This window comes from Candidatus Margulisiibacteriota bacterium (genome assembly GCA_041661965.1).
In the GTDB taxonomy this organism is placed as follows: domain Bacteria; phylum Margulisbacteria; class WOR-1; order O2-12-FULL-45-9; family XYB2-FULL-48-7; genus XYB2-FULL-45-9.
In genome coordinates, this window is record JBAZTH010000002.1 from 133,420 (window position 1) to 147,064 (window position 13,645).

At 52.7% G+C, this 13,645-nt stretch carries 11 protein-coding genes; 2 read left to right on the plus strand and 9 right to left on the minus strand.

All coding sequences use genetic code 11. The features are described from left to right. Positions 1 to 7: 7 nt before the first annotated feature. From WC772_03505 to WC772_03545, 9 genes are all read right to left on the minus strand, one after another. Positions 8 to 712, minus strand: coding sequence for a TPM domain-containing protein (locus tag WC772_03505; protein MFA6169820.1), 705 nt, complete (start codon positions 710 to 712; stop codon positions 8 to 10). Further along, positions 709 to 1,137, minus strand: coding sequence for a nucleoside-diphosphate kinase (locus tag WC772_03510; GenBank protein MFA6169821.1), 429 nt, complete (start codon positions 1,135 to 1,137; stop codon positions 709 to 711). Before WC772_03510 ends, WC772_03505 begins: the two co-directional genes overlap by 4 nt. Continuing rightward, positions 1,103 to 2,491, minus strand: coding sequence for an argininosuccinate lyase (gene argH, locus WC772_03515; GenBank protein ID MFA6169822.1), 1,389 nt, complete (start codon positions 2,489 to 2,491; stop codon positions 1,103 to 1,105). The genes WC772_03510 and argH overlap by 35 nt, the downstream gene beginning before the upstream one ends. After that, positions 2,488 to 3,819, minus strand: coding sequence for a histidine kinase N-terminal 7TM domain-containing protein (locus WC772_03520; protein MFA6169823.1), 1,332 nt, complete (start codon positions 3,817 to 3,819; stop codon positions 2,488 to 2,490). The genes argH and WC772_03520 overlap by 4 nt, the downstream gene beginning before the upstream one ends. Then, on the minus strand, positions 3,816 to 5,123 hold the full coding sequence (locus WC772_03525) for a histidine kinase N-terminal 7TM domain-containing protein (protein MFA6169824.1): 1,308 nt from the start codon (positions 5,121 to 5,123) through the stop codon (positions 3,816 to 3,818). Before WC772_03525 ends, WC772_03520 begins: the two co-directional genes overlap by 4 nt. Next, a complete protein-coding gene (locus WC772_03530; GenBank protein MFA6169825.1) occupies positions 5,120 to 6,316 on the minus strand; it encodes an argininosuccinate synthase in 1,197 nt (398 codons plus the stop codon). The genes WC772_03525 and WC772_03530 overlap by 4 nt, the downstream gene beginning before the upstream one ends. A 2-nt stretch (positions 6,317 to 6,318) precedes the next feature. Beyond that, the gene (gene argF / locus WC772_03535) at positions 6,319 to 7,242 is read right to left on the minus strand and encodes an ornithine carbamoyltransferase (protein ID MFA6169826.1); all 924 of its coding nucleotides are present in this window, start codon (positions 7,240 to 7,242) and stop codon (positions 6,319 to 6,321) included. A 42-nt stretch (positions 7,243 to 7,284) separates the two neighbouring features. Then, positions 7,285 to 8,100, minus strand: a complete 816-nt coding sequence (locus WC772_03540) for a hypothetical protein (GenBank protein ID MFA6169827.1) — start codon at positions 8,098 to 8,100, stop codon at positions 7,285 to 7,287. A gap of 80 nt (positions 8,101 to 8,180) precedes the next feature. Beyond that, positions 8,181 to 10,229, minus strand: coding sequence for a serine/threonine-protein kinase (locus WC772_03545; protein MFA6169828.1), 2,049 nt, complete (start codon positions 10,227 to 10,229; stop codon positions 8,181 to 8,183). A 111-nt stretch (positions 10,230 to 10,340) separates the two neighbouring features. Here WC772_03545 and WC772_03550 point away from each other — a divergent pair, with 111 nt between their 5' ends. Both WC772_03550 and WC772_03555 read left to right on the plus strand, forming a co-directional pair. Then, complete coding sequence (locus WC772_03550; protein MFA6169829.1) at positions 10,341 to 10,961, plus strand: hypothetical protein; 621 nt, start codon at positions 10,341 to 10,343, stop codon at positions 10,959 to 10,961. Between the two features lie 118 nt (positions 10,962 to 11,079). Beyond that, a complete protein-coding gene (locus tag WC772_03555; GenBank protein ID MFA6169830.1) occupies positions 11,080 to 13,428 on the plus strand; it encodes a hypothetical protein in 2,349 nt (782 codons plus the stop codon). Positions 13,429 to 13,645 lie beyond the last annotated feature (217 nt).

Consider the following 13,645-nt stretch of genomic DNA (forward strand, 5'->3'; position numbering starts at 1 on the left):
CCCCCTTCTACAATTTTAGGAAATTAAGCAGGAAAGCAAGCGCGGCGACGGCGACCATCCCGGGAAGGCCAAAGAACAAATAACCAAAGAACCCGCCGATAACGATGCTATAACCCATCAGGAAGTCACCGTTGAAAGCGAGCGGCGCCAGCAAGGCAAACAGCAATAAGACACTAAGCGGGAACAGCCAGCTAAATATTTTATAGCCTGGGGGCTCTTTCTTCGGCCCGCTCATGATCAACTGGGTGACCGCCGTCGTTCCCAGAACGCAGGCTTTAGAAAAATCGCCGTCGACGAGCGCCCCCAGGATCAAATACTTAAGGTTCTCCCGCGCCTGCTCGTTGAGGACATGGCTGACTCCCTGGCCGGCAACGACCCGGGCATCCTGCTCCGCCCAGGTAATAATGATCAGGACCCCGTCGTCCAGTTTTTTCGCGGTTTGGCCGACATCCCAGTGCCGATAAAGCTCTTCGGCATAACTGATAATCTCCAACGTCGAGATCGAATAAAAGATCGCGACCTTCAGATTGACCGAAGTGAACTTTTTCAGCAGGGCGGCTTGCCGTTCGATCTCCGCTTCGACGGAAGGAGAAAGCACGTCGACATAATCAGAAACAACGCCTAATTGTTTGGGATAATATTTCTCGGGCTGGGCGAAAGCGGCGGAAAAAAACAAAAACAGCAAACCGACGATTAATAATGGTCGGTTCATAACCCCGGAAAAAAGATCGCCAGCTCCCGCTGGGCCGAAGCCAAACTATCCGAGCCATGGACCAGGTTCTTGATAACGCCGTCTTCATTGATAACGTCTTTCTCGCGCAGATCGCCCCGGATCGTCCCCCGCTCGGCCGCCAAAGGATCGGTCGCGCCCATTAACGCTCTCGTCTTGACGATCGCCCGCTCCCCTTCGACCAAACAAAGTCTGACCGGACCGGAAGTGATGAACTTAACGAGGCCGTCGTAAAAGGTTTTCCCCAGGTGAGGCAAATAAAGCTCGGCCGCCTGTTGTTCGCTGATGGTCGCCCGGCGATCGACAGCGACTTTAAGCCCGGCCTGGACCAAACGTTTAAATATTTCGTCAACTAAACCGCGGGCTACCCCGTCAGGCTTTATCATGAAGAAGGTTTTTTCGGGCACTTTTGATCGCCTCCCTGACCCTTTTTAGCGCCGTTCCGCCCGGGAGATCGCGGCTGGCAATACTGCTTTCAGCGGACAAAACCCGGGTCGAATCGTATTCAAAATATTCCGAGAATTCTTTCAATTGTTTGAGGGACATGTATTCCAACTGCATATTTGATTCTTCGCAGTAAGCGACGATCTTGCCGACTATCTCGTGGGCCTCGCGAAAAGGAACCCCTTTGCGGACCAGGTAATACGCCAGGTCGGTCGCCGTCAGGAACCCTTTCTTGACCGCCGCCGCCATGATCACTTCATTAACCTTCATCGTGGCCAGCATTTCCGGGTAGATCGACATGACCCCTTTGACGGTGTCGAGGGTATCGAACAAGGCCTCCTTATCTTCCTGGAGATCGCGGTTATAAGCCAGCGGCAGCCCCTTCATCATGGTCAGTAAGCCGATCAGATGGCCGAAAACCCGACCGCTCTTTCCCCGGGAAAGTTCCGCCAGATCGGGGTTCTTTTTCTGCGGCATGATCGAAGAACCGGTGGTATAACGGTCGGAAAGTTCGATGAAATTGAACTCGAAGGAGGACCAAAGGATCAGCTCTTCGGACAACCGGGAAAGGTGCATCATCAGCATTGAGCAGGCGTGAACGAAATCGACGGCAAAATCGCGGTCGGAAACGGCGTCCAAGCTGTTTTTGGATATCTTAGCAAACCCTAATTCCTTGGCCAGAAGCTCGCGATTGATCCCAAAACTGTTGCCCGCCAGCGCGCCGGAACCGAGAGGCATGACGTCGGATTCTTTCTGGCAATTCAAGAAGCGTTCTTTGTCGCGCTGCAGCATTTCGAAATAAGCCATTAAGTGGTGCGAAAAAAGGACCGGCTGCGCCCGCTGTAAATGGGTATAACCGGGCATAATAACTTTTTCGTTATTATAGGCTTGGTCAAGCAGGACCGCTTGGAGCTTTTTAATGAGCAAGACGATCTCGGTCGTTTCGTATTTTACGAACAATCGGGTATCGGTCGCGACCTGATCGTTGCGGCTCCGGCCGGAATGGAGTTTTTTACCGACATCGCCGACCTTATCGATCAGCGCGCTCTCGATGTTCATGTGAACATCTTCCAGTTCCGGTTTAAGTTTCAGCGAACCGCGCTCGATCTCTTTGAGGATCTCTTCCAGCGCTTTGATGATCTTTTTGCATTCCGGGAGGGTCAGGACCTTAGCCTTAAGCAAGGCTTCGGCGTAGGCAATGTTTTGAACGATATCCTGTTTGTAAAGCCGGGAATCAAAGTGGATAGAGCTGGAAAAATCTTCAGCCGTTTTGGCTAAAGTGTCCCGAAAACGACCGGACCAGGGTTTTTTCTTCATTTGCCGCTCCCCTCCAATTGTTTGATCTGCTCCTTCAATTCTATCATCTTTAACTCTCTTTGCACACCAAGGTTTTGGATCTCTTCGATCTCCTTTTTTTTCTTGATGAGGGCCGCTTTGTCCGCTTCCAGCCGGTCAAGAAGCCTGCTTCGTTCTTCGGCCCGGGCGACCATTTTTTCCAGCGCCTGCAGCGATTCAAGATCGTCGGCGAACAGCTTTTCCGCCGGAGAACAAGCCTTCTCGATCTCTTCTTTTTTAAAGACCGTGGCCAGGCAGGCCAGGGTCCGGCGCAGGGCCTGTTCTTTTTGCAAGCGGACGCCCAGTTCCTGCTGCAGCCGCTGTTCATTCTCGATCTCTTGTTCAATATCGGTCAGGTCATGAGCGATAAAAACGAGGCCGCCTCCATGCCGCAGGAAGTTGGCCGAAATATCGACCCAGCGCTCGCCGATCTTTAAACGATAGTCCTGGAGTCCCCCTTTTGCGATCACCTGCTCAATGATCTTTTCAATCACCGCCTCGGAAAAAATAAATTTCTCCGTGCCGGCGTAGAGGATCTTCCCCCTCATGTCGCAAACATAAACCGCTCCCCCCAACGACTCAATTATTTCCGCCGCGGCGACTTTTGGGGTGATCCGAAAAAGCCCGAATTTGACGATCGAATAAGCGACCATAAAAACCGGGAAGAGCAGAACGATCGGGCCGACTGAAGTCGTGTCGATCAAAACGACATAAGGCAGGAAGAGATTGAAGAATCCGACTTCGACAATCCCGATCACGAACGCCAGCACCAGGTAACCGATCCTTAGCCGGTCGCTTTCCTGCGCGCGGAAATATTTCCAGACCAAAAAGCCAACGCTAAGCAGCGGGCCCAGAACCCAATAAGCGAGATAGAGCTGGTAAAGAGGGCCCGTGACGACCGTCCCCAGGTAAATATAAGGATACGGATCTGAAAGATACCCTTTGAGGACATAATCCGTAACCAGGGAGAGACCGCCAAAAATCAAACCGGGAAGAACGATCAGCCATTTCCACAACGGGAACAGATCTTCATTCTTTGGGAAAACAATCAGCGTATAACTGAACGCGGCAATCGAAAACGCCCCGAAAAAATGCGATATTCGGCTGTAAAGCAACTGATGGGCCGGGTCCGGATCGAACATCCTGATAGTCAGGGAAAAGACCCATAAGGCCAAAGCCCCGAAAGTTAAGGCAAAATTCCGATTGGAAAGATTAGACCGGTTGTTCAGATAGACATAAACGGCCAAAACGGAAAGCGCGGTCCCCGCAAAGAGCTTTCCGATCAGGTCAAGATAAAAGATCAGGCTCATTTGGTCAACTCCCGGTATTTTTTTTCCAGCTCTTTGAGGGCCTCTTCCCGGCCCGACATCAGACGGATGGTCTTTTCCAGCTCCTCCACTTGACCAGCCAGTTCGTCCCTTGACCGATGGACACTCTCCATCAGTTCGGCATATTCTTTAACCAGGGCATAGACCGGGCGCAGGATCTCGCCAAGGCTTCCCTCCGTCAGCCGCCGCCAAAGCGCTTCGACCTCGTCCGGACGGTTGGTTTCGGCGAATTCAAAAATCGCCCGCACAACCGCTTTTTCTTTGTTCAGGGAAAGGTTTTTTTCGGCGGTCATTTTGTGGACCGCTTTTCTAAGCTTAACAACCGAGGTCAGGTCGCGGGCCAGGTACAAAGCGCCCTTCCCTCCCGAGATCGGGAAAATTGCCAGGCTCACCACGAGGTAGGCCCCGCGTTTTCGCTTTAAATTATAAATCCCTCCTTTTTCTTGAGAGAAAAAATCGGCAACGGGCTTTCCAACCAGTTCGTCCGGCCGAAACCCGGTCAGGTTCGTTACCGCCGGATTAGCATAGGTTATGATTCTTTCGTTATCGGCAATGATCAGCGGATCGCTCAAGGTCGTTGAAGCCGCTTCGGCAATTGCCTCTTTGGTCAGATTGGCAACCGGAGCGTAACGAAGCATGCCGTAAGCGGCGACGGAAGCGATGGTCGAGACGCAAATAATCCCGATGGGGACAAAATTGTAGCCTAAAATCAACAACACCTGATCAAAGATCACAATCAATAAAGAAGACAAGATCCCGGCCACGATAAAAATCAAGGCCTGGCGGCGATTATAAAATTCTTTAGCCCGCCTTAAAGCCCGGGCTAAATAAAACAGGCCCAACGCCGTTACGGCTTGAGCGTAAATCATGAACAGAAAAAAAGTCGGTCCCGGGATCAGCCCATAACCGTAAAAACGCTTTTCGAACCCGGCAACGGCATAACCGGGTAAAATAAACGACACAACCACCAGAGCGGCCAGCGCGTAAAGAAGCGGCCAAATATTAATCTTTTTTCCGGCAAAGAAAGCGGTAAAATACAAGAAAGAGAATACAATCCCAAACCAAAAAACAACCGCCAAAGCCAGCCAAATCGCGGCCGTCTCCGGCGTGGCGGCAAGGCGAATAAAGGCTTCGGCCAGCGCGGTTAGAAAAATGGTAATGGTTAAAAGAAAATAATTACGGCTTGTTCCCGAATGAAATCGCGAATGGATAAAAACCCCGAACATTAAGCTCAAACCGCCGAACCCGATCAGCGACAGACCGTAAAAGAAAACGAAGGGGGTCATTTTTTGATCAGCGCGGCCACCTTGATCGGCAGCCCGAACAGATTGATAAATCCCTCCGCGTCTTTTTGATTGTAGAAATCTTCTTTTTCGAAGGTCGCCAGGTCCGGCCGGTAGAGCGAACGCTCCGACTTGCGGCCAACAACGAGGCAATTCCCTTTATATAGTTTAAGCCTGATCCGTCCGGTCACGTTCCGCTGGGTCGCGTTCACAAAAGCATCCAGCGCCTCTTTAAGAGGAGTGAACCATTGGCCGTTATAGACCAGTTCGGCATAGCGCTGGGCGGCCTGCAGTTTATAATGCAAGACATCGCGGTCAAGGGTCAGCCCTTCGAGCGCCTGGTGGGCGGCGTAAAGTATCGTCCCCCCCGGAGTTTCGTAAACGCCGCGCGACTTGATCCCAACCAACCGGTTTTCAACGATGTCGACCCGGCCGACGCCGTTGCGCCCGCCGATTTTGTTCAGCTCTTCGATCAGAGGGACCGGCGCCAGTTTGCGGCCATTGACCGCGGTCGGCTCCCCTTTTACAAAATCGACCTCCACATATTCCGGTTTATTCGGCGCTTTCTGGGGTGAGACGGAAAGGAGGAACATCTCCTCTTTCGGTTCAAACCAGGGATCTTCCAACACCCCCCCCTCATAACTGATATGCCAGAGGTTTCGGTCCGAAGAATACGGTTTTTTCTTGCTGACCGGGATCGGAATGTGATGCTTTTTGGCGTACTCGATCTCTTCTTCCCGCCCTTTCAACTCCCACTCCCGCCAGGGGGCGATAACCTTGATCTGGGGAGCCAACGCCATAAAGGTCAGCTCAAAGCGGACCTGGTCGTTCCCTTTGCCGGTCGCGCCGTGGGCCACGGCATCGGCCTTTTCTTTGAGGGCGATCTCGATCTGGCGCTTGGCAATGATCGGCCGGGCAATGGAGGTCCCCAGCAAGTACTGGTTCTCGTAGATCGCGCCGGCTTTGAGCATCGGGAAAATAAACTCTTTGGCAAAAACTTCGCGCAGGTCCTCGATATAGATCTTGGCGGCGCCGGTCTTGATCGCTTTTTCTTTTAACCCGTCAAGCTCCTCGGCCTGGCCGACGTTGGCGGCGTAAGCGATAACCTCGCAGCCGTAATTATCCTTCAGCCACTTGATCATGATCGAAGTATCGAGACCGCCGGAATAGGCCAAGACTACTTTTTTCGCAGACATAATTAACTCCTTAGTAATTTTACCAAAATCGCTTTTTGAACGTGCAGGCGGTTCTCCGCCTGATCGAAAACCACTGAATTCGGGCCGTCGATCACCTCATCGGTCACCTCATCGCCGCGATGGGCCGGCAGACAATGCATAAAAATATAGTTAGGCTTGGCTAATCTGGTCAGTTCGCCGTTTATCTGGTAAGGAGAAAAAGTTTTCGCCCGTTTTGACTTCTCTTTCTCCTGCCCCATTGAGGCCCAAACATCGGTATAGATCACGTCCGCGTCCTTGGCGGCGATAACCGGGTCGTTCAAAATATCGATCTCGATCCCGGCCGACCTTGCGTCTTCCATCGCCAGGCGGGCGATCTCTTCCCGCGGCTCATACCCCTTCGGCGTGGCGATCGTCAGGTTGATCCCGACCTTGGCAGCGGCGTACATGAGCGAATGGCAGACGTTATTGCCGTCACCGATATAGGCCATTTTTAAAGAGCGGAGGTTTTTTCCCTTTTTCTCCCTGATGGTAAAAACGTCGGACAACGCCTGGCAAGGGTGAAGCAGGTCGGAAAGAGCGTTGATCACCGGGACGCTGGCGTATTTGGCCAGGTCAATAACTTTATGGTGGGAAAAGGTCCTAAGTAGGATAGCGTCGGCAAAACGGGACAAGGTCCGGGCGACATCACCGATCGATTCCCGACTGCCGAGGCCGATGGCTTCCTGGTCCAGATTGATCGCGAGACCGCCGAGTTGCCACATCCCGACCTCAAATGAAACCCGGGTCCTGGTGCTCGGCTTTTCGAAGATCATCGCCATCGATTTGGCCCAGAGGTATTCGTGCTTTTCACCCCGTTTTTGCTTGGCTTTGAGGTCGGCCGCCAGGTCGAGGATCGTTTGAACTTGAGCGGTGGTCAGGTCATGAATGGAGATAAAGTCCTTCATAAAGGAATTATACTATAAAAATAGTAGAAAATGAAAGAGGAATCAGCCGTTTAAAATTCTTGCGACAGCCGCGGCCTCCCGGCTATTAACGGCGGACCGAAGCGCCCGCGCTTGAATATCGAGCTCTTTCAAGAGCGGCCGCTTTTCTTCAAAGTCCGGCAGTCCGTAAGCCAGGGAGATATCAAGAAAATCTTCGGCGACCACCCGCGTATAAGCAGCCGCGAAACAAGCCACGACCTCATCGCGTAACGGTATCTTTAGCCTGGCCGCAACACTATTAATAACTCTCCTGCCTAAGAGAGCGCTCATCTCTCGGGTCAATTCAAAGCCGCCGGAAAAGAAACCCTTGCCGCCGTAATAAGGGTTGATAAACATTAATTCGGAATCAACAACATCATCGGTAAATCCGCCCAAAAGCGCGTTGATCTCGCTATTGCCGGCGCGGCTCGCGCCAAGATCAAAACCCAACACCTCCCGGCCGTCTTGTTTAAGCTCCGGAAGCAGGACGAGCCACTGGGAGTATTGTGCCAAATCGGACCTGAATTTCTCTCCCGCCAGGTTTAATATCCCCCAGGCTCGCTCTTGCATCTGGCCTCTATGCAACAATAGCGCTCCGGCCGGTTCAGCTTGGGGATGGATGGCGCTGTCAATTATTTGAGGGGAGAGTTCAACGACTGAATCTGAAGCGACCGTGACCTCTTTGGCGATATTCTGCCAGGATATATATCTATTAGTACCCGGACCAGTGTAGTAAATCATCCGCAATGGCGTTTCCCTGGCAAGGTCAAACGACCCAAACTTATCGGGCAGCGTTCCTCTGGTTATATATCTTGGGAAAACCTTTCCGACAAAAACCATTTTATCTCCAGTTTAAAAAATAAAACCTACAGATAATTGTCGAAAAAAATCACTAGTAATTTCAGGCCATTTTAGGAAAATTAGAAGCGGCTGGACATTGTCGCCATCGATGGGGTTAAACTGGGAATAAACATCGGCCGGTAAGGAAGCGGATTGACCGGTCTCCTGGGGGCTTGGGACTGCGCGGCCGCAAGCGCCGCTCTCTCTGCCCGGGTAAGCCGGTCTGGGCTGGAAGGAGTATCAATGGTCGTCGGCTTGACCGAAGAGGCGGTCGCGTCTGAGCCAAGAGTAAGCAGCCGGTCAACACCCGGGACAAAGGTCAAGGTAAGCGCCCCCAAAGCCAGCGCGCTATCCAATCCGGAACCATTTTCATATGTCTTCCTCATTTCCGCCCTGGCAATGTCGACCTCGCTCTGTTTGGCTTTGGTATCGGCACTCGTGGCGTCGGAAGCGAGGGTAAGCAGTCCATCAAAGATCGGAACAAAAGACATTGTCAAGGAAGTTAACGCCACCGCGCTTTCCAGTCCCGAGCCATTCTCATAAATTTTTCTCATGTTTTCCCTGGCAAGATCAACCTCGCTTTGTTTAACGGCGTAGTCTTCGTGAGAATATACATATTTAGGGATCTCATTGGCAATCGCCACCGCCGCGAACGGCAAAGCCACGGTCCCGGCCGCAGTAAAGGCTACGCCGCCGCCTATCCCAACAGTCGCCTGGGCCGGCGCCGACCGGGCCATTGAATGCGAGTCAACTCCGCTGGAATTTAAAAGTGAATTGTAACAATCGCCCGCGAAAAACGCGCCACCCAACCCCAGCGCTAATCCCCTAACCTGCGCGCCCGCCCCCGGCATTTTCCCTGTCATCAACCTATTAAAACCAACCCCGGCAAAATGGCCGGCGCCGATCGAGGCCACAGCCTTGACCCCTTCACTTTTAACCCCAGCTTGACCTAAACCATAATGGACCCCATAGCCAACTCCTAGACCAAGCGCCGTCCCCCCCAACCCTACACCCAAACCGCGAAAACTTATCGGCGGTCGCCCGCCGGACGGGGTTGAACGCCCAACCGATTCAGGCGCCGACGGTTTGGCCGTCGGGAGATTATTAACAGTTGCTTCATCCGGCACTAACGGGCGCCCGCTCGATCGTCCGTTCCCCGGCAATTCCCTGACGGTAACATCGGGCTCATTAACAGTCGCCGATTCAGCCTCCGGGGAAATAACTTTGGGGGTTTCAGGATTTAAGGTCAGGTCGCTCTCCAGGCTTAGTTCTAAATTTCTGGCCGATGGCCTAATAGCCGGCGAGGGGCTTAGCATACCGATCAGTCGCCCCCTTAGCCAAGCGGGAATTTTTTGCATTGCCGGGTGTTCAATCGTGATATTTTCTTCAAGGGTCGCCCTAACGATTCCATCTCTATGATCATGAAAAAGCCGATTGCCGGTCAGCATTCGGTAAAAAACCTTCCCCAGCGAATAAACATCCGACTTTCCGGTCACTCCCCCGCCCGCCAGTTGTTCCGGAGAGGCATAGGTCGGGGTTCCCGCTCTAAGCACCCCATCGTAAGGCCCGGTGACGCTCGATTTGGCGGAAGTAAAAAGATCGATCAGTTTGACCGAACGAAGCTCCCCGTTCGGCCCCGTCTCGACCATAATGTTATCCGGTTTAATATCCCGGTGAACCAATCCGGCATTATTTAAAGACTCGAGAGCCAACGCGACTTTTTGGACGATCTGGGCGGCGAGCCGCGGCGGAACCCCGTCAGGATAACGGCCAATCACTTGTGACAAGGGAATGCCAGGCGCCCTTTCCATGACCACATAGCCCTCTCCAACATCGAGAACATTAGCCACGCCGTCAATATGGCGGCCGCTGAAGGAACGGGCAATCTCCATTTCTTGAAGATATTCCGGCGAGCCGGGCTGGGTCGATAATTCCCTAAGCACGCATTCGGGGCCGAGTTTATAGACGCTTGACTGACCGCCGGAGGCGATATGGACGGTATCAGCCGGAGCGACTTCAATAGTCGGTTGCTCCGAGCTGATCCTAATCGCCGGCAAAGCCGGGCGACCCTGCCCCGGCCTGATGGTAACCGGGCGGGATCCTCTAATGTCGTTTCTAATAGGAGGCATATATGATATATCGTCATAATAGGAATCGAACTTGTACCCTCGCCACCCCCCGTTTGAAATTACCTGAAATTACCGGCCAAAAACAACGATAATAAACTGGAAGTAATTATTATGACGTCGGTAAAAATGATCATTAACAAAACTGAACTTCCTTTGGAAATTCGCCAATTCCGCAATCGTTTGGGCACGGCTAATTTAGCGAAGCGAAGTCGCTTGGGCCGGCTCCGGGGCTTAACGCCTGAGCGGTTCAAGGCCCTTCCCGAAAATGAGCGAACCGAACGGCAGCTGGAAATTGAACGGCTGGCCGGCAGTCTCAAAACCTACCAGAAAAATCCAGTCGTTTCACGGGCTCCGCAGTTTCAAGCGGCCCTTCAAAATGTCGAGCTTCTCCGGCAAATCACCGCGCCAACCAAGCCGCTCACCTCCCCCCCCGGCCGCCTAACGTTCAAAGAAACGGAACAACTTTTGCCGGGGACCGACCATGCAGCGACCACAGACAGACAGATCATTATCTCGGCTCTATTGCCAGATAAACAAGCCATTCCTGGGGGCCAAGTAAGCCCTCTTGATCGATTGATTGAACGTTTTAAAGCGGAAAACAGAACAATAAAAAACGAGCGGACCACTGCCGCACAAAAACATTCGGCCGACACGTTTTTGGCCGGGATCAAAAACTCGCTCAAATTCTCAATTGAAACGCTGCTCCGTAATAGGACAAAAGAAGGGCGATAGGCCTTCCCCTCTTCCCCGCGCAAGTTTTCTGCTTAAAATAACGATATATATTAGGAGAGAGAGTAGTTTTTTCGGCCTGTTACCGGAGACTGTTCATAATTACAAAGAGAGGGTAGGAATGGCAGAGGGTCATTTAAAAACACATTCAGTCAACCGCCGCCAAGCTCAACGTCAGCTGATGGGAGCGGCACGGGCGGCAACTTTCGCGGAAATAAAAAAAACCGCGATCAATTCCCTCTCTTCGTTAAAACAGGAACTTCTTTCCCGATCCGCCGCGCAAGAAAGCGTGTTCAGGCTCGACGCCTTGCTGGAAGGGACCTCAAGTCTCCTTGCTTCCCTCTGGCAGGAAAATAAGTTAAGCGCCGGCACCAAAAAAGCAATCACCAATTTATTGGCCCAACTTGACGCCACAGCCAAAGATGCGGTTGCTCTGCAGCTTAACGGTAAAATGAAAAGTTTGATCGCTGGCGCATTGGAAGCGTTAGTCGAGCTCCAACCCAGGGAAAAGCAGATAACCGGAACGCAAATCGCCGGCAGCGCTTATCCCTTGGCAGCCCCCAATCCTCTGCAAGCGGTCCTGATCCCAGCCGGACTTAATATCGCAGCCTTTAATCTGAATTTAACAATTCCCGGTCTCTCGTTGTTCACCCCATTAACTCAAGCCGGCAGCCGCCCGGTTGAAGAGCAAACCATCTACCACCGTTTCGTGACCGATCTTATTCAGATTGAGGACCCAAGCCCCGCTTCTGAAGTCTTGTCCGTAGCTCTGGCCGAAAGACTTCATGAAACCTTTTTCCGAGCCGCGGCTGGGGGGCAAAAAACAGAAAAACAGCTCCAGGCCGCCTTTGAAAAAGCGCTCCAAACGGTCCAAGCCGAGATCAAACAGAAACAGCTCCGCTTTGAAGGCAAGTTGACCAATACGGAGATCGCCCTGACCGCGACCACCCTTTTAAGCCATCTCCCGGCTCAAGAAGCTCTGGCCATCCTGACGGCCTTAAGCGTCAGGCTGGCCCGGGAAAATCCGAAACAAGAAGGAGAGATTCAAAACTTAACCGCGCAAATTGTCAGCCAATTCACCGGTCGGCCAGAAGTTGGCCCACCGACGATTACCAACTACAATTTGCCGGCAAATATCAACAATCCAACGAACAAGCCCGTAATTTCAGCGCCGGAAGTTAGAGTTGTTGGCGCCATTATTTCCGCTTTTGTCGCCGCCCTCATTGCACCGAAAGAAGAAGCCGCCGGAACAATTGGCGCCGCGGCCGAACAAAAAGCGGGCCTGGAAAGCCGGACTCTAACCATCGACCAAACCACCTACACCGGACCGCTGGTCAGCGCGCCATCGCAAGCGCCGGAGCGGGCCTCGACCGTTTTTACGGCCCCCACCAGGATCATTGAACTGATCAGGGTCGTCGCCGAAAAACTCCCCGCCCTTGCGCTCCCGGCATTAATCGCTGAAACAGCCAAGCTAGCAAGCACTCCTGCCATCCAAAGAGAGGTGGAAGCGGTTGTTCTTGCCGCCGCCGGCACCAAAGAAGGGCAAAAATATGTGTTGGAGTCGGTCCGTCGGGGAGAGCCCTCTTCCCTGCTAAACCCCAGTGAAATAGGCGGGAAGGTAATTGTTGAAACAGTTAAAGCCCTGCTCGATCCAAAGGCCAGGCTCCAGGAGGCCAGGGAAGCCCGGCCGGCAATCTCCGGCAAAGCCACCCCAACCGTTACTGAACAGGTCGCTCAACTGGCGGCCCTGGTCATTAATACCAACAAAGTAGCGCCGACTGCTCTGACCGCGGCACAAGCCCTGCCGCTCTTGGAATTTGTCGCCCAGGCCCAGCAGGCGAGGCAGACAATCAAAGAGACCCAAGCCCAGATCGCCAAAAATGTTAAAGAGGGCAAGCTCCCGACCCCGGCCAAATCGGCCCTAAGAACTTCAACCAATCCAAAACAGATTGAAGCAATTGCCGATTCGATCGGCACGCTCGCCAAGACCGCCCAAAAGATGGAAGGGGCCGGACTTAAGGTTCCCGACGTGATAATGCAAAGCTTGGCCGCCGGATTAGCCGGTTTAAGCCTCATCCCGCCCCAACGACCGGCCATAGCCAAAGCCCCGGAAAGCAAACCGGCGCCGCGCGGCCAACTCGACAGTTTCGTAAAAGTCCTGGAAGCCGAGATCGAACGGCTCCAAACCGTCGCGGCCACCGACTCAACCAAGGCGCCGACCAAATTTATCGCCTGGCAGGTGCAGGCACAGATCGAAGCGATCATCATCAGCATTCAAGCGGCGGCGGCAAACGAAGATAAGATCAAAAAGATCCGTAAGGAATTGGAAGATCGGGCTCTTTTCGAGGCAGTCCTTAAGGCGATCCAAAAGGGTGACGCTTCGTCACTAGAGGCGGTCCGGGATGCTATCTACGAAATGCGGCTTATCATCAACAAAAAAGAACTGGAAAAGTTTTCCAGGCCGGCTTAAGCCCTCCCTCTTCCCTCACGCAAGTTTTTAGGCTACTATTCCGATATATCTATGTACGGGGATTAGGGCATTCGTGTCCATTAGGGTATTCGGGTTAAATAATTATTTTTCCCATGCAAGTTTTTAGGGGTCTGGAACGATAATATTAGTGGAAAGATAAGTTTGCATCTCGGTTTGCCTGTAACCGGGGATGTTTTTAACGACGAGAAACAGGCGT